Origin of the sequence: Leeuwenhoekiella blandensis MED217, assembly GCF_000152985.1 — a bacterium.
GTDB lineage: Bacteria > Bacteroidota > Bacteroidia > Flavobacteriales > Flavobacteriaceae > Leeuwenhoekiella > Leeuwenhoekiella blandensis.
The window spans coordinates 1,963,773-1,985,899 of sequence record NZ_CH672395.1 but is presented as its reverse complement, the minus strand read 5'-3'; the positions used below and the strand labels follow the sequence as shown (position 1 = coordinate 1,985,899).

Here is a 22,127-nt window from a genome sequence, read left to right as displayed (position 1 = left end):
AAATCACAAAAATGTCAGCAATATATCCTTTAGCAAAATTTCATTTCCTCGTTGATTGGGGCGGAACTAACGTAGGCTTCACAGAGGTCTCAGGTCTTGACGTGGAAATAGAACCTATAGAATACAGACACGGAGCTAGCCCGGAATACAGTAAAACCAAAATGCCGGGAATGCAAAAATACAGCAACATCACTATGAAACGTGGTACCTTCTTGGCAGATAATGAATACTTCGCTTGGTGGAACAGTGTAAAACTCAACACCATCGAACGTCGTGACATTACCATTAGTCTCTTAAATGAAGAACACGCGCCTGTTGTAGTTTGGAAAGTAAAAAATGCATTTCCTATAAAAGTACAGTCAACAGATTTAAAGTCTGACGCCAATGAAGTGGCCATTGAATCTATTGAAATTGTACACGAAGGTCTAGAAATTCAAAACGGTGCATAATGGCAGACTACTATCCACCGGTTGGTTTTCACTTTAAAGTTGAATTTGGTGCGGTTTCTCCGGAAATCGATCATCAGTTTCAATCGGTGAGCGGACTTTCAGTAGATATAGAAACGGAAGAATTTGCCGAAGGTGGAGAAAATAGGTTTAAGCATAAACTACCCGTACGAACCAAGTTTCCTAATCTGGTCCTCAAACGCGGACTCGTAAGTGATTCAAAACTTATCAAATGGTGCAAAGACGCTGTAGAAAATTTTGATTTCAGTCCTACAGATATCACGATTAAACTTTTGAATAATGAACATGAACCTCTGGTGACCTGGAATGTAGTTCACGCTTATCCCGTTAAATGGTCGGTTTCAGATTTTAATGCAGAGCAAAATAGTATAGCAATAGAAACCATAGAACTCGCTTACAATTATTTTAAATCTTAGGTATGCCCATAGAGATCAAAGAATTACACATTAAGATCAATGTGAGCGATAATGCTGCGTCTACAAACGCAGCCGCCACATCTTCAACCGATAAGAAAGACAAAATCATTGAAGCTTGTGTAGAACAGGTAATGCGCATTCATGAACGGAAAAACGAAAGATAATGGCTTTAGGTGAACTTTTTAAACTCAAAATAACAGCCTTTCGCGATATAAAATTCAGCGAAAAGGTTGCCGATGGTGTTTTTAATTCACTACTAAATCCTGAGAAATATACGTTAAGCTACAAGATAGAATACAGTGACGACCAGGCTTCTGGCTCTAGCGGAAATGACCCGCGATTTGAAAAGATGCCACCAAAAGATCTTGATCTAGAATTTTTGTTTGATCGCACCGGCATTATTGCGCATAATCCTAACGATGACAAGGATGCCGGTGTGGTAGATGATATTCAACAGTTTAAAAATGTGACGTTTGAATATTCGGGTGATGAACATCGCCCCTATTATTTAGAAATACGTTGGGGAAGCCTTCTGTTTAAATGTATTCTGCTTGAGATGAATATTGAATATAAATTATTCAATCCTCAGGGAACTCCCTTAAGAGCAGTCATTAAAGCAAAATTTAAGGAGACGATAGACCCTGAATTACGTCTGGCAGATGAAAATAGAAATTCACCAGACCTTACGCATATTCGCACCGTCGAGGAGGGCGATACATTACCCTTAATGGCCTATCGCATCTATGGCGATTCTAAATATTATTTACAGGTAGCGCAAGTAAATGGGCTAACCAACTTTAGAAAATTGCGACCGGGGCAAGAGCTTTTCTTTCCTCCAATTCTAGAAAAAACAACCTGATCCATCAGACTTATGAGCATTGCAAATACCATAAACACAGGAATTGTTAGTGTCAAATTGATGATAAACGGCACAGATAAAAGTTCTTCTTTATCTGTAAAGTCTATGGTAATCAATCACGAAGTTAACCGAATTCCATATGCATCAATAGTTTTGGTTGATGGTGACGTATCTCGTGGAAGTTTTGATGTGAGTTCGTCTGAAGATTTTGTTCCGGGTAGTGAGATTGAACTATTGGCCGGTTACGCCAATGATGTGGAGACTATATTTAAAGGTAAGGTGATTCGCCATAGTATTAAAATTCGGGAATCGGTAGCGGTACTAGTTGTAGAATGTAAACACGAAGCAGTCAAGCTTACTTTAGGTCGTAAAAGCAAGTATTACTACGAGAGTAGCGATAGCGATATTATTGAAGAAATACTTTCAAACGCCGGCATTAATGCTTCCGTCGAAGGCTCAACCTATGTACATCCCGAATTGATTCAATATCAGACTTCAGATTGGGATTTTTTAGCGCTTCGTGCACAGATTAACGGTCAACTTTGTTTTCTAGAAGATCAATCAGTCACAGTAAAGAAACCAGACATTTCCGCAGATCCTGCTATCACGCTTGAGTATGGCCTCAACCTGTATGATTTTGATGGAGAGATTGACGCTCGCAACGCCTTAAAAACAATTACAGCATACAGCTGGAACAGCAATAATCAAGAAATAAGTGAAAAAGAAGCTCAGGAACTTAGTGAAGTTCAACAGGGAAATTTGTCAAATGCAGATTTAGCTGAAATTCTTGGTCTCGACAATTATAAATTAGATCACGGTGGAAACCTTACTGAAGAAGAGCTTCAGGAATGGGCCGATGCTAAAAAGGTGCTTCACCTCTTATCCTACAATAGAGGACGTATTAAAATGCAAGGTAGTGCGATTGCAAAACCGGGAATAACTGTTGAACTAAAAGGCCTGGGCACGCGCTTTAATGGAAAGGCATATATAACCGCTGTAAGCCACGAAATCACAGAGGGTAATTGGTTTTCAAATCTTCAATATGGTTTGAATCCGGAATGGTTCAGTGAAACCTTTGAGGTGAATCCTCCTGCGGCTTCGGGAATCGTTCCCGCAGTAAGTGGCCTCCAGATAGGTAAAGTCACGCAGATACAGGATGATCCCAATGCAGAAGAACGCATTATGGTCAAAATTCCCATAATCAATAATGCTGAAGAAGGAATCTGGGCACGTATCGCCTTACCGGATGCCGGTGAAGAACGCGGTATTTTGTTTAGGCCTGAGATTGACGACGAAGTCATTGTAGGCTTTATCAATGACGATCCTAACGACGCAGTAATTTTAGGCGGATTACATAGCAGCGCAAAACCTGCTCCGCTTTCAGCTTCAGACGATAATTATGAAAAAGGAATTTTCACCCAAAGCGGAATTCAGTTGCTATTCAACGATGAAAGCAAATCAGTTTCTATTGTAACTCCGGGAGGTCGCAGTGTGCTTATAAACGACGATACAGAAGAAGTCATTATTGATGATAACGGTAATAGTACGATCACTCTCAACAGCGATGGCATTGCCCTAAGCAGTAGCGGTGATGTTTCAATAAATGCTCAAGGAGACCTCAACCTGGAAGGACAAAATATTACAATAAAAGCCCAACAAGAATTAAAAGCAGAAGGAGCTGCCGGTGCCGAATTTTCAACTTCGGCAGTAGCTGTTTTAAAAGGATCACTAGTACAAATAAATTAAACCTATGCCATTTGCAGCACGACTTAACGACATGCATACCTGCCCGATGCAAACTCCGGGAACACCTCCTGTGCCTCACGTAGGCGGTCCTGTAATTGGTCCGGGAGAACCTACCGTACTTATTGAAGGAATGCCCGCAGCTCGGGTTGGAGATAATGCGGTTTGTGTAGGGCCTCCTGATGTAATCTCTTCGGGTTCAACAAGTGTTTTGATTGGTGGAATGCCGGCGGCCAGAATGGGAGACTCAACAGCGCACGGCGGCAGTATTTCTATTGGTGCTCCCACAGTTGATATAGGTGGATAAAAGTAAGATTATGAAAATTGAAGAGTCATTTTTAGGTACCGGATGGAGTTTTCCTCCAGAGTTTAGCAGCGAGAATAAAAGTGTCAAGACCGTTAGCGGAATTGAAGATATCAATCAAAGTCTCCATATTCTATTAAATACAAAATTGGGCGAACGTGTAATGCTACCCAACTACGGGTCAAGCTTAAGTGATTTTGTTTTTGAAGGTCTCAATATGAGTATGCGAACCTATATAACAGACCGCGTGCGTATGGCTATTCTGTATCACGAAAGACGTATTGAGCTCAATAAGATTGATTTTGATCAAACGCGCATTGCTCAAGGAGAAGTACATATGATCGTGCATTATACGGTGCGGTTAACCAATTCTAGAGGGAATATGGTTTACCCGTTTTACATCAATGAAGGAACCGAATTAAAATAGATGATGACAGCAACCTGCATAGATACTTTTTTAATGAACTTGAGAGGCACCTCTCAAGCGCAACGATCTGCGACATTCCTAGACCCGAAAAAGGTTAATCTGAACGATTTGGAACTTACAGATTATATGCAACTTGCTCATAATTTTGCAAAAGAAATTCATTTTTTCAATACACATACGCCTGAAAATCCAACCGGTGATTGGCAAAAATTTTTCTTGGCAGGAGATGCTGAAACTCTTCAATCGTTCTTAGATCAAGCAGAAATAAATAAAGATGTCACTCCGCACCTCACGCTATTCATATGCTTTTTAAAACTCCTAGAACATTCAAAACTTCGGTTCAACGCCATAACTCAGCGACACTTAGATTTTTATTATGCTGAAGTACTTCAGATACAGAAGAAGCCGGCGCAAAAAGATCAAGTGCATTTGCTATTTGAGCTTGCCAAGAATATTGACCAATATGCACTTCCTGAACAAACGCAGCTTTTAGCAGGAAAAGATGAAAACAATACCCCACGGATTTATGAGACTCAGCAAACTACAGTTCTCAATAGAGCAACGCTCACAAGTATTAAAAGCATTTATAAAGATCCTACCGAAAAAGTAATTAAGGCTTCCCAAAAAACAAATAGTTTTGACGGTGTTGAAGAAGATTTAAAAGAAAACCCTTTCTGGTTACCCTTTGGATATCCTAATACTTTTAAAGATCGTCCCGCATTACCTGATGCTACCTTGGGATTTGCAGTAAGTGCTTCAGTGCTAAAAATGAGTTCGGGAACAAGACAAGTTTGTATTCATACCTCATTTGATGAAGATCAAACCATTGCACAAGAAGCTTTGATCGAGCTCATCAACGTTTACATTACAGGAGAAAAAGGATGGTTGGGACCATTTAAACTACAGACCGAAAGCCTTTATCCAGAATTTATAACGAGTACCGGTGTAGGGTTTATAGATTTTGCTTTCCGCATAGAAGCTACAGAAAAGTCAATAATAGCCTATAATCCTGAAATTCATAGCGGAGCTTATTCTAACGAAAATCCTGTTGTAAAGTTTGAACTTCCTATCACTTCTCCTGAAGCTTATGATCTGGCACAACAACTTGGGGATTGCTCTTTGAATGAAGTAGAAGTTGCAGTAGCTGTTGATGGTTTAACAGATCTAGAACTCAGCAACGATGTGGGGAATTTAAGTGCTTCAAAGCCCTTCTACCCTTTTGGACCTCGTCCCTTTCAAAAGTCGAGTTTCAAAATTAAATGTCCGGAACTTTATGAGAAAAACTGGCACGAAATCAATCTAAGATTGAATTGGCTTAATCTTCCTGATGATTTTGCAGCCCATTATATGGGATACCGAAGCGGAACGATCAATTCATCTCGAGCCTATGTTAAAAGCATCTATAACATAGACTCCCAAACCGATTTAAAAGAACTGACAGAACTTTCAGAAAGTTTTACCAATAATCCTAAAAACTTAATTGTTGAGAGCAGCGCACATTTTAATGCACAGATCACTATAGGTGATGAAAACAAAAGCTTCTCTACCATTCATTCAAAAAATGAACATCCACTTTTTGAGGAGGCATCTTCAGAAACCGACATCAATATAAAAAGTTTAAGCGCTACTGGAATAAAAGCTGAAGAGGAAGCGATCAAGATTTCTTTAAATACAAGTTTCTACCACGCGCAGTATTCAAAACATTATGCTTTGGCTCTTGCTGCTCAAAATGCAGAGGTAATCATCCCCAATGAGCCTTATACTCCGCTTTTAGAATCTTTAGCTCTGAGCTATCACGCATCGCAAAAATTAGATTTCAAAAGCAAAAAGATAGGTGAAAATGCTATAAATGAACTAAAGCTATTACAAATACATCCTTATGGTATTATAGAAGACTCCTCACTTTTTCCAAAATATGATCAAGGTGGTTTTCTTCATTTAGGTTTAACCAATGCCAAGCCCGGCAACCAAATCAATCTTCTTTTTGAAATAAAAGAAGGAACCGAAAACACCTTAAAAGAATCATTTGCCGAAAATGAAAAGATAAAATGGTCTGTTCTTACTGATGAAGGTTGGAAGCCGCTTTCAACACAAGAAATAATTAGAGATGAAACCGATAACTTTTTAAAAACGGGAATTGTAACGATCGCTCTTCCTGAGTCCAGCACACTTGAATCGAGTCTATTGCCATCAGGTCATATTTGGTTACAAGCACATACACCACGTGATTTTGATGCCGTTTGCAGGTTTTTGAACATTCATACGCAAGTTGCAAAAGCGCAATTAGCAACCTCATCAACAGATCATTTAAAAAATGGATTACCCGCTGAGACCATCAGTAAATTAAATACCAGACTGGCTCAAATCAAAAGCGTAAAACAGCCTTATGCTAGTTTTAATGGTCAAACTCAAGAATCTCAAGAGGCCTACTACAAACGCATAAGTGAACGTCTTCGCCATAAAGACAGAGCCCTAACGCTTTGGGATTATGAGCATCTTGTTCTTCAACACTTTCCAGACATTTATAAGGTAAAATGCATCAATCATACCTGCAAGACAAAGTTTAAATCAGCAGGAAATGTAACCTTAGTGGTTATTCCCAACACCATTAACAAACCCACATACGATCTTTTTGAACCTCGCTGTAGCACGGCACTTCTAAATGAAATTCAAGACTTTCTAAACGCCAGGAGTTCATTCTTTGTTAAGCCCCAAGTTATAAATCCTGTTTACGAACCCATTACGGTTTCACTAAAGGTGAAATTTCATAAAGGTTATGATGACTACTATTATAAAAATGAATTGCAGGAAGCAATAAAAAAATGGCTTTCTCCTTGGGCTTTTGAAGATGTTTCCAGCTTAATATTTGGTGTAAGTGTTATAAAAAGTATGCTCATAAGTCATCTTGAGCAGCTGCCCTATGTAGACTATCTAACCGATGTGGTGTTAATGCATCAGGAAAAGGCCAAAAATGAGATCATCCCTTCTACGCCAAAGGCAATTCTTGTTTCTGCCAAAATGCACAACATAGCGCTTGCTGCTACCTCTTGCGCAATCATTGAAAATCAAACCGAAATCTCATGCTAACGCTTCAAAAACCAATATCGATAAAGAAAGATACCGCATCACGCGATGATCTTGATTTTGATTTTCTACGGAAAAGCGGCATTGCTTATATCGAAGCTTTAGGAAGCAAATTATGGACAGATTATAACACCCACGACCCGGGAATTACACTACTTGAGGCTTTGTGTTATGCCATTACAGATCTCGGGCAACGTATGAGTTTACCGGTAGAAGCGCTGCTTGCTAAAGAGGAAGAAAATGGAGTTAAGCAATTTCATGAAGCTTCAGCTATTTTGGGATGTTCACCGGTCACGCATCTCGATTACCGTAAATTGTTTATTGACGTTCCGGGCGTGCGCAATGCCTGGTTATTAAAGCATGACAAAAAGCTTTATATCAATACTAAAGATGCTAAACTGAGTTATCGTTCCTTTCTAAAGAATTCTGCGTATGCGCATCTGAAAGCTGAAGATGAACAGGTAAAATCACTTAACGGACTTTACGATCTCGTTGTTGATCTAGATGGAACACGCAGCATAAACAGCCTGCGGCCTGAGCTGATGAAACGCTATCAAGCGCATCGCAACTTATGCGAAGATCTTATTCATATCACCGAAGTAACTCAACATCCGGTTAAAGTTTGTGCGCAAATTGAGCTTAATACTGAAGCTGATGAAAATCAAGTGAAAGCGCTTCTTCTTAAAGCTATTGATGACTATTTTTCTCCAAGTATACGTCCTAAAACCTTGAAACAGCTCCTTGAAATAGGATATAAAAGTCAGGAGATTTTTAATGGTCCATTACTGGAAAACGGTTTTCTGGCTGATGAGGAAGTTGAAAATGCGCAATTGCGCACAGAAGTTCGTCAAAGTGATTTAATTGCCATCATCAACGCTATTGAAGGCATCAAAAATATTAAAGCTATAAGCGTCGGTGCTTGCAACGATCAAAAACCATCTCTTGACAATTGGGTTGTTTGTATTGATAGCGGTAAGAAGCCAACGCTTTGCGATAAGAGTTCGTGGAGCTTTTTTAAAGGTTTTATTCCCATAGTGCCAAATGAAGCAAAAGTTGAAGCCTTTCAAGAAAAGCTGAAGGAAGCAGAAGAACTGGATTTATTAAAAGTAAGTAACGCGAGTAAACATCTAGAAATACCTCAAGCCAATTACAGTGATCTTTCAGAAACGAGTAGCATACAAAACGATCTTCCCGAGGTTTATGGGGTTGGCCCATACGGATTAAAAAGCAACGCTTCGGCGGAAGATAAAGCGAAAGCAAAACAATTAAAAGCGTATTTGCTCATTTTTGATCAAATCCTGGCGAATTACTTCAAACATTTAAGCCATGTTTCCGAAGTATTGGCGGTAAAAGGAACCAAGACCCAAAACTATTTCGCTCAACCGCTTACAGACATCAAAGGCTTGCAAGAGCTCTTGAAAGATTCTGAAAAGTATAAGGATGAGGAGCAACTAAGTGCACTATTCTACTCCGGTTTTGATGATCGTAATCAAAAAAAACGAAACGAAATTCTAGATCATTTACTAGCGCGTTTTGCAGAAAGTTTTGGTGATTATGCCTTCTTAATGCAAAAAATATACGGAGAATTCGCTGATGATGCGGTACTGGCCACAAAAGAACGTTTCTTGAGCGAGTACGCCGAAACCAGTTATTCGCGATCAGCTGCATTTAATTGGTATCAACAATCGGAAACGAATTTATGGGATACCGATAATATTTCGGCACTGCAAAAACGTTTGTATCTCCTTCTTGGAATTACAGACATCGATCGTAGAAACCTTTCTGAAGATTATATCGAGATCTACGAAGAAAAGGATTCCGATAATAAATTGGAGTATCGCTGGCGCATCAAGGACGGTTCAAAAACCATTTTATCTTCAGCAACAAAAAATTATAAAACGCTAGAAGCTTTACATCAAGAGCTGATTCTGGTCAAACGCTATGCGACAGACAGTGCCAATTATAAGTTCAGAAAAATAAAGAAAAAGAATCCTGAGGATGCAGATAAATGGTATTTCGTTCTCGTTAATCCAACGGTAACCAACACTAAAAGTGAAGATTATATCATCGCACGGCGCATTGCCCAATATAAGAGTAAAGCAAATGCACTCAAAGCCAGTAAAGCGGTACTTAACCTGATCAAATCCTTTAGTGGTAATGAGGGGATGTATTTAATAGAACATATGCTTTTACGACCCGATGTGACCAAAAATACAGCTGCAGAAGATACATTTTTACCCATCTGTAAAGAACAAATAGAAGAAGCGTGTGAACCTCTTGATCCCTATAGCTTTAGAGTGAGTATCGTACTGCCAGGTTGGACCGAACGTTTTGGCAATATTGATTTTAGAAGATATGTCGAGGATTTAATCTGTAGAGAATTACCTGCGCATATACTACCGAAAATATGCTGGATCGGTTACCCTAAAAACTACACCGACCCCGATGGAAACCCACCGGAAGAAAACGAGATGGTTTTACTTGAAGCCGCCTACAAGAACTGGCTCCTTTCTAAGACCAACGGTGGTCAAAAACAGGACGAAGCCGCCCTTACATCACTGAATAAAATCATAAGCAGTCTGCACACTATTTATCATCAAGGCCGCCTTTACGATTGTACACCCCCTGAGTCTGATTCTGACGAGCAAAAAACAAATCAAAAAGTCATTCTGGGACGTACCCACCTTGGCAAACTTTAAAACCTATGGCTATGCGATCATTACTTCAACAAATAACGCCAGATTATAGAACATTTGTAGACGACCAAGTATTAACCTCTGGTCAACTCAATGAATTTCTTGAATACTTTGAAAATCAACACCGCCTAACCCGTGTATTTCTTAACGGGGTGGGAATTGCTTGTGGTTTTGAGGTAAGCTTGAATACTGCCAATAAAACCATTACCATAACTCCGGGCTGCGGTATCACTACCGATGGTGATTTAGTCAAATTATTGGTTAACACGGAAGAGAATACCACAGATAGTGAAACGCAATCAACAAGCACCTTTAAAAGCCTTGCGAAAGAAGCCGTAAGCTATACACATTTCAGAAATTTTGATGATAATTTTGCCAGATACAAAGCCTTTAAAGCTGGGACTTCTGATAGCGACTCATCAAATACTATCCCGCTTTACGAGTTGGTTTCTGAAGGAAATTCTAAACCTACTGATAGTTCGCTCACCACACTCGATTTAACTGATAAAGTGGTGATGCTCTACCTCGAAGCTTATCCTAAAACTCCTGACATTTGTACCGAAACCAATTGTGATAATTTAGGAGAACAACAAGTTCAACGATTACGGGTTTTACTTGTTGCTGAAGAAGATATGAAACAAATGCTATCCAATGATAGTATCTATCGCAAATATGATATTCTCGATAGCTATAAAAAGCTTGCGCCTATTAAAATGCCTCGTGTTTTACTCAACAGCGGTGCAAAAGAGGTTGAAACGGCAATAAAGGTTGATTTTATGGATTTGTTAGATGTATCCAAGTTGAGAAAAGACCTTCAGCTAACCGGTAAATATCAAAAAGAAATTATAGGGAACTATACAAGCGGTTTCAACTTTTCTAAAAAGCCTGCGCTCACGCTGGGAGCAAAAACCTTAGAGCGAAATTTTGACCGAATGGGTTCCTTCACTTCAAATAGTGTTAAAACTCAATTTGAAACGACGGTTAACACTAAATCTTATGTTGCGCTCGCAAATACTTATGAAGAAAAAATAAGAGTTGTAATTCCGCAGTTACAAGAAGCTTTAACCACTATACTTGAAAATTTTGGAGCACTTTTAAATTTCACAAATGCTTCATCATTATTGGATTCCAGTATTAAAGCACTGGATGCTGTTGTAGAGGATGAAATGACTGATGTGCAATACCGATATGATCACGTTTCAGATTTGGTTTCGGTTTACAATGCACTACGCGAATTGCTTTTAGAAATTCAAAGTGAATGTTGTCCTGATATTGAAGCTTTTCCGAAACATTTAATCTTAGGTAAACCTAACGACAGATCAAGGTTAAGAAAATACAGACATCGCTTCTACCCTGCTTCAGTTGGTTCATCTGCCAGGCTTCCTCTTAAAAAAGCAGAATTTTTATTGCACAAAATGCTCTTACTCTTAAAAGCATTTGAGGGCAATGTTCCGGTAAGTTTAGAAATCACGCCTTCCCAAAGTTATTCTTCAAGTTCAGACGGGCTTGCTATTCCGTTTTACTATACACCTTCAGAAGATTTGGTATTTCAGTGGAATTTTAAACTTACCCAGAGCTTTAATGAGGCTTTTCAGTTGAGTTATCATAAAAAGTATTTATCAAATCATAGCGCCTTTCAGGAACCTTTAAAATATGATCTAAGCAGTTTTGATTTTTTAAGAATCGAAGGAATTCACGGTATGGCGTACGATGAAGCTTTAAAAGAAATAGAGCAGTATAAGAAAAAGTACGGACTCAATTTTGACGTAAAAGCGATCAATATTGATCAGGAAATTGAAGATATCGATCTTGATGAATACAATTGTCATTTCAATTATCTGCATACCGATTTAAAAAACTGGCGCGAAGAACAAAACTGTATTAATAAAGATATTACAGCGTTTTTTAGTGGTTTCAATGTTGATGATCTGGGTAATCACAATTATGCTTTTGAGCAATTTGATCGCGACGATCTATTGGATAAAGACGTCTTGGTTAACCCGGATAAAATCAAAAAACCAAAAGATTTTTTATTCTCCAATAACCAAATATCAATTTTAGGAAAGCTTAATATCAATGCCGATTTGTTAGCTGAACGAGATAAAAGCGATCGTGAACCCTTAATTGCATTATTAGATAAAGCACAAAACAGCATCGCTAAAGGAGCTTCTATTGAAGAAGTATTAAATGAATATCAAACTCCGTTTTTGGTTTTGGGCGAGAAACTTGAGGTGCTCAACACAGATGAAGCTAAAATATACACTAAGGATACTATTAAACGCGTGAGTAGTCAGCCGAAACTAATGAAAGCATCCATTAGGGAAACTGAGAAGAAATCAGAACCTAGCTTTAATGTTTTACTCAACACCGGTGTAAAGGCCTACACACCCTTTGTAAAAGAATCTAAGGTGAATGCTACCGTTACTGAGAATCTAAAAAAGGAAGCTACAGACCTTGGCTATGTGATGAACAGTATTATTGATAAAGGATTTATCGGCAGCGCCACTGAAATTGAAAAAGCCATAGACCTTAAACGAAAAGAACTTTATCCCAAAATAGATCCTGAACAGCAAAATCTGTTGAAAGTAGGTTTTACAATTCCTAACGGTATTCTCGCACGGCTACAGATCGTAAGTTCTTATATTCCAGAAAGTCTGGATGATGTAAGCGATGATCTTAAAGAAAAATTCAGTGCAGCGATGCAGGACTTGTGTACTTATGCTAAAAAGTCTCGCGCGATCATCAATGAGATCTTCTACAATCCAAAAGCTGAATATACACATATTGGGTATGAGACGCTTTATACCTTTATGCTAGATCGACTTGAAGCCAACTGCTGTGCCGCATCTTCTTTAGAGATTATTCTGAATGAAATTCAGACCAAAAAAGAAGAAATTCTTGACGAACTTATTTTCTCAAACTTTGCGAGAAAACATCCGGGTCTTGAGCATAAAGCCGGTGTTCCCATTGGCGGAACCTTCGTTATGGTTTACACGGGTGCTTTAAGCAATTCCAACGATAAAGAAATACCTAGAAACACTGTTGTTGCAGATTTTGCACTGCCTTACTTATGTTGTTCAGATTGTGCGCCTATAGGCTTTATCATTCCCGACGCAGCGACGAGCAGCAGCCTTATTCTAGACCAAAGTAGGATATGCATAGACACCAATGCTGAAACTGAAATTAAGATTGGTTTTACTAAAAGTCCGGCTGATGGAATTTTAGCATTGCTCAATAAAAATATTGAAGGTATTCGCTTTTCAGAAACTGAACTTATCATTACACCCTATCAGCTTAATGCCTTTGATACAACTATTCAGTTTACGGTAAATGGCCAATTGACCACTGCGAATCTAACAGCAACTAAAAAAGCAGCAGCTCGCATAACCACAAATCCGGAGCGCGTGAGTGGCTTACCGGGAAGTACGTTACCTCCCGTTCAATTCACTATCGAAAATCTGAATAACTTCAATACCGATTTGTTTAGCTTTAATTGGACCATAAACGGTAGCTCCTATTCTAACGAACGTCCAACGGTGAATCTTCCTATTCCTCAAAGTATTGATAGTGCTATTCATGAAATACCGGTTACACTCACGCTATCTAACGATTTGTGTGATTCAACGACCATTGAATATACCTTAGAAGTTATTATCGATACGCCGGAAGAAATACGAGTCAGTATTGAGAATGCCCCATTTTGCGCAAATGATGAAGATAAACATCCGTTTACGATAACTCCAGATGGAAGCGAAATTGAACTTGTAAATGACGACGTAAAAGGGATATACAACGAAGATGATACTTGGTATTTTATTCCCGCCGAAGCAGGTCCCGGCAACCACACTATTTATTTTGCTGAAATTGATCCCATTACCATTGAAGTGTATAATGCTCCGGAAACCATAAGTTTTGAGGCTGAATTAAAGGATAATGTAATGGTCTTACAAGTCAATGAAGCTATCCCGGCGGAAGCATTCAGTTGGTTTAATGATACAGAACTCATTGCAACTACGGTAGAACCTGTTTTTGAAATTCCACAAGAGGAAAGAGAGCAACACTTAAAAATACAGGTGGTTGTTAAAACTTTAGCTTGCGGCACACTTGAATCTGAATATGAAGAAGTTATAGTTCCAGCGTTAGAAACAGATCAACCAGATGAAATAACGGTGAGACTCAACGGCAGTCCCTTTTGTTCTAATGATGAAGAGCCGCACTTTTTTAATATAACTCCAGAAGACAGTACGATTGAATTGGAATCTGTAGGTATTAATGGCATCCAAAACGAAGGAGACCGTTGGTATTTTATTCCTGCCAATGCTGAAATTGGGAATCACGAAATCATTTTTAAAGGAATTGATAAAATTAATATTACGGTTCACAAAGCGCCCCAAGATTTGAACCTTACACATTATCTCTACGATCGCATCATGTATTTCAATACAGATGCAGATTTTAATGCAAGCAAATTCAATTGGATTATTAATGAAGAACTTATACAAACTACTGTTGAGCCTGTTTTTGAAATGCAACAGGAAGAACAAACACAAGAGTTTAAAATTAAAGTCATTGCAGATACTGAGGCTTGCGGAAGTACAGAATCCAATTATATTGATGTGACCATCCCGGCCTTAGAAACAGATAGTCCGGATCCAGAACCAGACCCAACACCCGAGCCTGATCCAGAACCTGATACTTGCACAAATGAAGTGCTAGAAAAACTGAATACCAATAAAGAAGGGATCGTAACTGCACTGAAACAAATTGATGATCAAAGTGTTAAAGGTGTCGGTCAAAAAGTCGTAGAAATCTATGATACTTTAATCAGTCAGCCAGACTTCTTCAAAGGTGATTATGATACCGGTTTAAAAGAAAAATTAGAACTAATTTTTTCTGAGCTTGCTGAGCAAATCTTCCGTAACAAACCAGAACAACGCCAGCCCTATTTCAGTCTATATCTCAAACTGCAGGAATTATTTTATCTCAGTATTTATTGCCGAGACGAACAGTTTCTTGATAATGACTTGATCTTCTCAATTTTAAACTTGATTGAGAACCAATTTAATCCACAGTTTGATATCGCCATAAGCATACTTGAGGGAATTAAGTATGAAAATTGGTACGCGTTACTTAGCGAGTATAGTGCTCATTTCAAAATAGACCGCTATCAAAATCATTTTGATCAATTACTGCGATGGACAAGCTAAGCTATGACTACACAACCCACACATATCATCAATAAAGTATTTGTAGAAGTTGATTGCAACTCGATGGAGGAAGCGTTGCACTTGAAGCGAAACATAGGCCAATTCATAACTGAAAAACTCAGTACGCATTTAAGTAAAGCTTTTGACGTATTAGGCACTTCAGATGAGTTTTACACTATAGATAAAGTCGCTGTCGCATTTGAAAAAGACTTTTTAAAAGAATCTAATTTATCTGAAATCACCAATAAAATACACGCTGAAACCACTGAAACTTTAAGTTTAAATAGAAATGATTTATCAATTAATAATCAAAAGTTTAAAGATGAAAAAGAGCGAAACTATAAGGCTTTTATTTATTTCTTAGAAAATGGAAGGTATCCTTGGTTTTTTGCTGAAAGAGAAACTTTGAATCTTGTAGCACTGACTTTATTTTTAAAAGAAACACAGCCACATTCACTTACCGAATGTTTAAGTAAAACTGAAACTCAAAAACGATTAGTATATCAATTTGCAGAGCATCCAAAATTTATGTTGACGGTTTGGCGTACTTATGCCGAATTAAAAAAAATACCGAAAAGTAGAGTCAATGGCTTGGTCGCTTTAGTCTCTAAAGTTGAAGAAAAAAACATATTTGAAGAATTAGGATCGAGTCTGTTTCAATACGATCGCTTATCAGCTTTAGAACGCGAACGACGCTTGATCAAGCTTTTTGAACATTATAAATCAAAAAGCGGTTTATCACTTGAAACGCTTCAGAGTCTTTCTAACTTTTTCAACCTGAAAATTAATATAAGCTTTACACCAACAGTTTTAATAGCCTCTTTTCAAAATCTTGAAAAGGCGACCTTGGTTTTTCAGCCGTCAGAAAAAATAAGTTTCCACAAAAGCAACGATATCTCTAGAAAAGAGATCGAAAAAAGACTGAAATCTACTCCTGTAAAATTTCAGCATCAAAGACCAACACTTGATTCTGATGATACTATTGAACAACAACAATCAATCGAGAACAATTCGGTAGAAACTGATGAATCTCAAGGTTTGATTCTGCCCAACTGCGGTCTCATTTTGCTGCATCCCTTCCTCTCCATTTTATTTGAAGAATTAGGTGTACTAAATCCGCAAAAACAGATTGCTGAAGAACATTATGATCTCGTTGTACAATTACTGCATTTTATTGCCACAGGTGAAGAAAATGTAAGTGAACAGCAACTTGGCGCCGCTAAACAATTATGTGGTGTTCCTAGTTCGTACCCCATAAAAAAAGAAAGCGTCTTGCTAGAAAAGCATAAACAGGAAGCGTTTAATCTCATTCAAACCGTACTCAACTATTGGAGTGCCTTAAAAAATACAACGGCATCGGGACTGCGCGGACAATTTTTAACCCGCTCTGGAAAATGGGTCACAACCGATGAAAAAATCGAACTCTTTATCGAGCGGCAAACTGCAGACATTCTACTCGATCAATTGCCTTGGGGGCTGTCTATGGTAAAACTCCCTTGGCTCAAAAAAATGATTTATGTAACCTGGTAAATACTACGCTATGAAAACACTCAAATTATTAAGTTCTAGCCTTCTCATCTGCTTTTTGCTATCGAGCTGTGGCACTTCTTTTTATGATCAATACAGTTTTACTGAAACCCTTGAGACTAAAGCCAATGCCTTAAGTCTGGTTGAAGTTTCAGATCAAGAATACCAGCAACACAAAGTCGCTGCTCAGGCACTGATCAATAAAATTGATATGATGGTAAGCTATGAAAAGGCTAAATCGAAGAATGAAATTACCATACAGATGTGGCAGTATTTGCAAAGCGACGCAAGCAGCATCCAACAATTTCTGGATTTATGGGAAACACAAGGCACTTTAAGCACTGCTTTTAAGGCTGAATTTAAGCCGCAAGTTGCCAAGATCTTTGATCTGATGGCGAATTATGAAAATAAAAAGAACGAACAGTCTAAGCTTGCTTTGTTAGACTTAATCACGATGTGAAAAATTTGAATTATGGATTTTAAAGAACTCTACAAATCGATAAAAGCGGGAATTCTTGATTTGGTCAAAGAACGCTTTGATGAAGAAAGCAGCCTTATTAAAAACGATGTTGATCTGTTCTTAGAGCAGTCAAAAGATAAATTAGAACGCTGGGTTTTATTACTCAATCAAGGTGCCATCACTCCTGCAGAATTTGAACTTTTACTGCAAAGTCAAAAAGACCTTTTGATCATTCAAACCCTTGAAAAAGCTGGTGTGTCAAAGATAAAAATAGGTCTTTTTAAGAACGCCGCTATTAAACTCATTGTGAGTAAAGCAGTAACCCTAATTCTGTAAAAAGTTTAAGTTATGCCTGCTTTTGCTAAAAATAGAACTCCGTCTACAGATACCAAAAAACCTTCTAAAGCTGCCTTTTTTAAAGTTCAGGCAAAGCTCAAAATGGGGCAATCTGGAGATAAGTATGAGCAGGAAGCAGATACGGTAGCGCAACAAGTTGTTGAAAACACCCATGGAAATTCAGCAACCAAAGTCCAACAGAAGCCGCTCGCACAAACCATAAAACCGGGGATTCAACTCAAAGCGCTGGAGGAAGACCAGGTTCAGAAAAAAAGTGAAGAGGAAGAAACTGTTCAGGCAAAAGAAGAAGAGGAAACAGTACAAGCTAAAACTGAAGAAAATGAGGAAGAAACCCTTCAAGCAAAATCGCAAACTACTGCCACTCCATCTACAAGTATTCAGGAACGGTTAAAAAATAATAAGCACAATGGCGAACCTATGGCTCCAGCTACGCAAACCAGAATGGAGCAGAATTTCGGTACCAATTTGTCTGATGTGCGTATTCACACCGATGCCAATGCCCAAAAAATGAGTGCAGATCTTGGTGCGCAGGCATTCACTTCTGGTCGTGATATTTACTTTAATGAGGGCAAATATGCGCCGGGATCACCCGAAGGTGATGGCTTGCTTGCACACGAATTGACGCATGCGATTCAGCAAGGAGCAATTGCTACTAACAAATCGGTGACAACCAATCCGTCAAAACCTAAAAAAGCAACTGTTTCATCAAAGGATACAGCAGTTCCAAAGCAGGATTCTATTTCAGAACCTGTGAAGCAAAATTCAGAAGCAACAAAGAAAGAGCAATTTCATTCTCAGGAAAATTCAGAACAAACTAAAAATCAAGATCCTAAATACCCTGCTTCTGCTCAAGAAAATGAAGCCTTTCAAGAATTAACCGAATCCATTAAAAACAGATCAAGGGCTGCTCAAACAACGCCCAATGCCGCCGTTTCTGCTCAAGCAGGTGCGTTGGCTGCACCACGTGCTGCTAATGAACAAATGGGCGGTGCTCAAGCTAATCAAGTTGAGGTAATGAATGCGCAAGAACCGGGAGTTTTTGATGCTGTAAGTTTCAAAAATCGCCTGATGGAACGTATTGAGGCAATGCAGCTTCCGGCAAATGAAGAAGAGGCTGATGACTTTGAGAGCAATAATAATATTGACTCGGTCACTCAAGCTGGAGTTGGAATGGCCAATGCAGAGAGTCAGCAAGCATCTGGAGCAATTGATCAGGCGGCCACTACAGCGCCAGATCCTAATTCAGTGGCACAACGTGAGGTTGCTAACATTCCTGAGGCTCCCTTAGGTCAGCGACCAGCACCTGTAAACGCAAACGCAGCTGCACCTCCTCCCCGTCCTGACAGTCAGGTACAGGCTCCTTTACAACAAAACGTAAATGAAATAGATCAGCAATTAGAGGCAAATCAAGTCACTGACGATATGCTTCATAACAGCAACGAACCTGCCTTCAATAGCGCCTTAAGCGCAACGAATGAAGCTCGTGAACACGCGAATCAAGCGCCGACAGCATTTAGAGCCTCAGAGCACGCAAGTTTAACTTCCGCACAAAATTCTGCACAGCAAAACAGCAATTCCCAACTTAACGCTATGCATAACAGCAGAGCTGCCTCGCTGGGAAGTGCTCAACTGGAGCAACAAAACACAGCAACTGCTAACAGCGCTGCCCGAGAACGCATTGCTTCAGAAATCAACATCCTGTTTGAAAGCACAAAAAATGCAGTTGAGACAATTTTAAGCGAACTCGAAGAACAGGTAGCATCTAAGTTTACCACTGCAGCAGAAAAGGCCAAGAAGGTATTTGAGGATTATGTAGCACGCAAAATTGATGCTTATAAAGCTGAACGCTACAGCGGTTTAGGTGGTGCCGTAACTTGGGTGGGTGATGCATTTACTGGTTTGCCCGATGAGGTCAATGCTTTTTTTGAAGAAGGAAGAGAAAAATACATCGAGGCGATGGATAGTGAGCTTACAAGCATCGCGGAATATATCGCTCAACAACTCACCGAAGCAAAAGCTAAAATTGCTGAAGGCAAACAACAAATTGCAGATTATGTTGCAAGTCAGCCTCAGGAGCTTCAGGATATCGCCGAGGAAGCCGCGGGAACTATTCAAAGCAGGTTTGACGACCTAGAACATGCTGTAAATAGCAAGCAAGACGAACTAATTGAATCTCTTGCACAACAATATCAGGAAAGTCTTGCTGAAGTAGATGCGCGTATTGAAGAAATGCAAGCGGAAAATCGCGGACTTATTGATATGGCGATGGGTGCTGTTATGGGCGTCATTCAAACGATCATCAATATCAAGAATATGCTCACCAATTTATTGAGTGCAGCATTAGAAGCAATAGGTGCGATCATATCTGATCCTATCGGATTCTTGATGAATTTGATACGCGGTGTGAAAGAAGGCTTTTTGAATTTCGGTACCAACATCATGACGCACTTGATGAATGGTTTAGTAACGTGGTTAACCGGTGCCTTAGGGCCGATGGGAATCACAATTCCGGAAGATATTTTTAGCTTGAAAGGAATATTTAGCCTGGTGATGCAAGTCCTCGGGCTCACCTGGGATTATATGCGACAAAAAGCAGTAAAACTTCTGGGTGAACCGGTAGTACAAGCTTTAGAATTGGGCTTTGAACTTTTTCAAATCATCAGAACCGATGGAATTGCCGGCATTTGGGAATACATTAAAGAACAGTTCACTGATCTAAAAGAAACGGTGATCGAAGGCATTCAGGATATGATCATTACCACCGTAGTTGACGCCGGAATCAAGTGGGTTTTAGGATTGATGAGTCCGGCGGGTGCCTTTGTCAAAGCCGCGATGATGATCATCGACATTGTCAAATTCTTTATAGAACGGGGAAGTCAAATTATGGCTTTGGTCAATGCATTTATCGAAGGTGTAAAAGCAGTGGCTTCAGGAAACGTTGGGGCTATTGCCTCTAAAATTGAAGAAGCATTGGGGCGTGCCGTACCCGTAATCATTGGCTTCCTAGCTTCGTTGTTAGGCATCAGCGGACTCGCTCGCAAAGTACAAAACCTCATTCAGCGCATACGTCAACGCATAGACAAGGCTATTGATAAACTGATTCTTAAGGCAAAGAAGGCGTTTTCAAAATTAGTGCGTAAAGGAAAAGCAGCTGCTGGAAAATTTGTAGACTGGTTAGGTATCAAAAAACGCTTTAAAACAAAAGATGGTAAAGCGCACAAAGTTTTTCTGGAGGAAAAAGGCGGAAAAACAGAGATCATGGTTCAAAGCGAAAAGCAGCTTGTAGGTGAGCGATTGCTCAAAGCAAAACAAGAAACACAAGCCATGGATGATGGAGAAGAAAAAAACAAACGATTGGTTGCCGAGGCTAATATTGATACCTATTTAAGTGAAACCAGAGCAATTACAAGAAAAATAAACAAGGAAGAAGCTAAGGGTGCACCTGACGCTACTAAAATTGAAAAATGTAAAAAGGCATTAGAACAAAAGCTTATTACAATAGCAGGTGATTTAGAAACTATTGGTGTGGAACCAGGATCTGTAGGAACCGGAGATAACGCAATGTTACAAGAGATAGGAAAAAAATACCTCAAAAAGAATAATACAGAGCTAAGCGTCTATGGGCAGAATCACGAAGCATTAGTTAATACCAGTGGATATCATTTTAGCTCAAGCAATAACAAAAAGATCATTGTTAGAAAAGAAGCCTCTGATGCATTCCCTAAACTCTCATTTGACGAAGAAGGAAAATTGAAGTTAGGTTCAAGTAGTAGTTCAAGTACCCCAGAACACACCAATTATATTCCAAAAGAGAAAAAAGTCTGGGAAGAAAATGGAAAATATATTGTCGAATATCATACTAAAAAATATGATGATGAAGGAAAAGAAATAAAAGAAGGTATTGACCCTAAATTTAGAATAGATATTACCTACGCGCAGGCCTTAGAGGGCAGCCCTGACGAAATTGAAACACGACAAGTAAAAGGAGAACGTCTCAAATTAAAGCCTACTGGTGGGAGTAGAGGAAAAACAGATAGTGCACAAGCAGGGTTCCACAATGCCCATCTTATCGCTGATCGCTTTGGAGGATCAGGAAAAAATAGTGCAATGAATATTTACCCAAGTTCCCCCCTATATAATACAAAAGACATGAAAGGTAAAGAAGATACTATTGCCAACCTTCTGTCTAACCCTAGTTCGACACATAGTACAGCTAATTTTGATATGTCTGTAAAGGCTACAATACGAGGAGAAAAAGCAAATCGTTCTGCTTTACAAGCTATGATTAATGAAGAAGCTAAAAAAGACAATGAACTACAGGTAACTAATATCAATAGAGATATGGCCAACGACCTTACCACACTTGTAAGAAATGATATCTTAGGAAAACCTGGACAGTTTCAAAATGTGCTTTACAAAGTTAATAGCAAAATTATAGACTCAGATAATCCTGAATCTGGTGAGAAAGAAAAGAACATCACCAAAAGCATAGGTATTGACACGGGATATACAGATCTAATTAACAAGCTTTTAAAAGAAAAATAACTAATTTAAAGTCTGAAAAACTAATCCATCAACAC

General features: G+C 39.0%; 14 protein-coding genes. All 14 read left to right on the top strand.

What is annotated here, in order from left to right; translation table 11 throughout:
• Nucleotides 1-11 precede the first annotated feature (11 nt).
• From MED217_RS08530 to MED217_RS08470, 14 genes are read left to right on the top strand one after another with little or no spacing between them, the layout of a single operon-like run.
• The gene (locus MED217_RS08530) at nt 12-449 is read left to right on the top strand and encodes a phage tail protein (protein ID WP_009780103.1); all 438 of its coding nucleotides are present in this window, start codon (nt 12-14) and stop codon (nt 447-449) included.
• The gene (locus tag MED217_RS08525; protein ID WP_009780102.1) at nt 449-883 is read left to right on the top strand and encodes a phage tail protein; all 435 of its coding nucleotides are present in this window, start codon (nt 449-451) and stop codon (nt 881-883) included. The genes MED217_RS08530 and MED217_RS08525 overlap by 1 nt, the downstream gene beginning before the upstream one ends.
• Nucleotides 884-885: 2 nt before the next feature.
• Nucleotides 886-1,047, top strand: a complete 162-nt coding sequence (locus tag MED217_RS19115) for a DUF5908 family protein (RefSeq protein ID WP_009780101.1) — start codon at nt 886-888, stop codon at nt 1,045-1,047.
• Nucleotides 1,047-1,742, top strand: coding sequence for a CIS tube protein (locus tag MED217_RS08520; protein WP_009780100.1), 696 nt, complete (start codon nt 1,047-1,049; stop codon nt 1,740-1,742). Before MED217_RS19115 ends, MED217_RS08520 begins: the two co-directional genes overlap by 1 nt.
• A gap of 12 nt (nt 1,743-1,754) precedes the next feature.
• Nucleotides 1,755-3,488 carry a type VI secretion system tip protein VgrG gene (vgrG, locus tag MED217_RS08515; protein WP_009780099.1) on the top strand — a complete coding sequence of 578 codons (1,734 nt, stop codon included), beginning with the start codon at nt 1,755-1,757 and terminating at the stop codon, nt 3,486-3,488.
• A 4-nt stretch (nt 3,489-3,492) separates the two neighbouring features.
• Complete coding sequence (locus MED217_RS08510) at nt 3,493-3,792, top strand: PAAR domain-containing protein (RefSeq protein WP_009780098.1); 300 nt, start codon at nt 3,493-3,495, stop codon at nt 3,790-3,792.
• 10 nt (nt 3,793-3,802) lie between these two features.
• Nucleotides 3,803-4,216, top strand: a complete 414-nt coding sequence (locus MED217_RS08505; RefSeq protein ID WP_009780097.1) for a GPW/gp25 family protein — start codon at nt 3,803-3,805, stop codon at nt 4,214-4,216.
• The gene (locus MED217_RS08500) at nt 4,217-7,303 is read left to right on the top strand and encodes a baseplate J/gp47 family protein (protein ID WP_009780096.1); all 3,087 of its coding nucleotides are present in this window, start codon (nt 4,217-4,219) and stop codon (nt 7,301-7,303) included. It begins immediately after the preceding gene.
• Nucleotides 7,297-9,999, top strand: coding sequence for a hypothetical protein (locus MED217_RS08495; protein ID WP_009780095.1), 2,703 nt, complete (start codon nt 7,297-7,299; stop codon nt 9,997-9,999). The genes MED217_RS08500 and MED217_RS08495 overlap by 7 nt, the downstream gene beginning before the upstream one ends.
• A gap of 11 nt (nt 10,000-10,010) precedes the next feature.
• Nucleotides 10,011-15,203 (top strand): hypothetical protein, encoded by a 5,193-nt coding sequence (locus tag MED217_RS08490; protein WP_154648925.1) that lies wholly within the window; start codon nt 10,011-10,013, stop codon nt 15,201-15,203.
• 3 nt (nt 15,204-15,206) lie between these two features.
• Complete coding sequence (locus MED217_RS18505) at nt 15,207-16,733, top strand: contractile injection system tape measure protein (RefSeq protein WP_009780093.1); 1,527 nt, start codon at nt 15,207-15,209, stop codon at nt 16,731-16,733.
• Between the two features lie 10 nt (nt 16,734-16,743).
• The gene (locus MED217_RS08480) at nt 16,744-17,190 is read left to right on the top strand and encodes a hypothetical protein (protein ID WP_009780092.1); all 447 of its coding nucleotides are present in this window, start codon (nt 16,744-16,746) and stop codon (nt 17,188-17,190) included.
• A gap of 12 nt (nt 17,191-17,202) precedes the next feature.
• A complete protein-coding gene (locus tag MED217_RS08475; RefSeq protein WP_009780091.1) occupies nt 17,203-17,526 on the top strand; it encodes a hypothetical protein in 324 nt (107 codons plus the stop codon).
• Between the two features lie 12 nt (nt 17,527-17,538).
• Entirely contained in the window at nt 17,539-22,092 is a 4,554-nt protein-coding gene (locus tag MED217_RS08470; protein ID WP_009780090.1) for an eCIS core domain-containing protein, read from the top strand.
• Nucleotides 22,093-22,127: the final 35 nt, after the last annotated feature.

Coding starts and splice junctions, on each gene's coding strand:
- vgrG (WP_009780099.1), top strand. CDS start 1,755: ATGAGCATTGCAAATACCATAAACACAGGAATTGTTAGTGTCAAATTG.
- MED217_RS08505 (WP_009780097.1), top strand. CDS start 3,803: ATGAAAATTGAAGAGTCATTTTTAGGTACCGGATGGAGTTTTCCTCCA.
- MED217_RS08525 (WP_009780102.1), top strand. CDS start 449: ATGGCAGACTACTATCCACCGGTTGGTTTTCACTTTAAAGTTGAATTT.
- MED217_RS08530 (WP_009780103.1), top strand. CDS start 12: ATGTCAGCAATATATCCTTTAGCAAAATTTCATTTCCTCGTTGATTGG.
- MED217_RS19115 (WP_009780101.1), top strand. CDS start 886: ATGCCCATAGAGATCAAAGAATTACACATTAAGATCAATGTGAGCGAT.
- MED217_RS08520 (WP_009780100.1), top strand. CDS start 1,047: ATGGCTTTAGGTGAACTTTTTAAACTCAAAATAACAGCCTTTCGCGAT.
- MED217_RS08500 (WP_009780096.1), top strand. CDS start 4,217: ATGATGACAGCAACCTGCATAGATACTTTTTTAATGAACTTGAGAGGC.
- MED217_RS08470 (WP_009780090.1), top strand. CDS start 17,539: ATGCCTGCTTTTGCTAAAAATAGAACTCCGTCTACAGATACCAAAAAA.
- MED217_RS08480 (WP_009780092.1), top strand. CDS start 16,744: ATGAAAACACTCAAATTATTAAGTTCTAGCCTTCTCATCTGCTTTTTG.
- MED217_RS08490 (WP_154648925.1), top strand. CDS start 10,011: ATGCGATCATTACTTCAACAAATAACGCCAGATTATAGAACATTTGTA.
- MED217_RS08510 (WP_009780098.1), top strand. CDS start 3,493: ATGCCATTTGCAGCACGACTTAACGACATGCATACCTGCCCGATGCAA.
- MED217_RS08475 (WP_009780091.1), top strand. CDS start 17,203: ATGGATTTTAAAGAACTCTACAAATCGATAAAAGCGGGAATTCTTGAT.
- MED217_RS08495 (WP_009780095.1), top strand. CDS start 7,297: ATGCTAACGCTTCAAAAACCAATATCGATAAAGAAAGATACCGCATCA.
- MED217_RS18505 (WP_009780093.1), top strand. CDS start 15,207: ATGACTACACAACCCACACATATCATCAATAAAGTATTTGTAGAAGTT.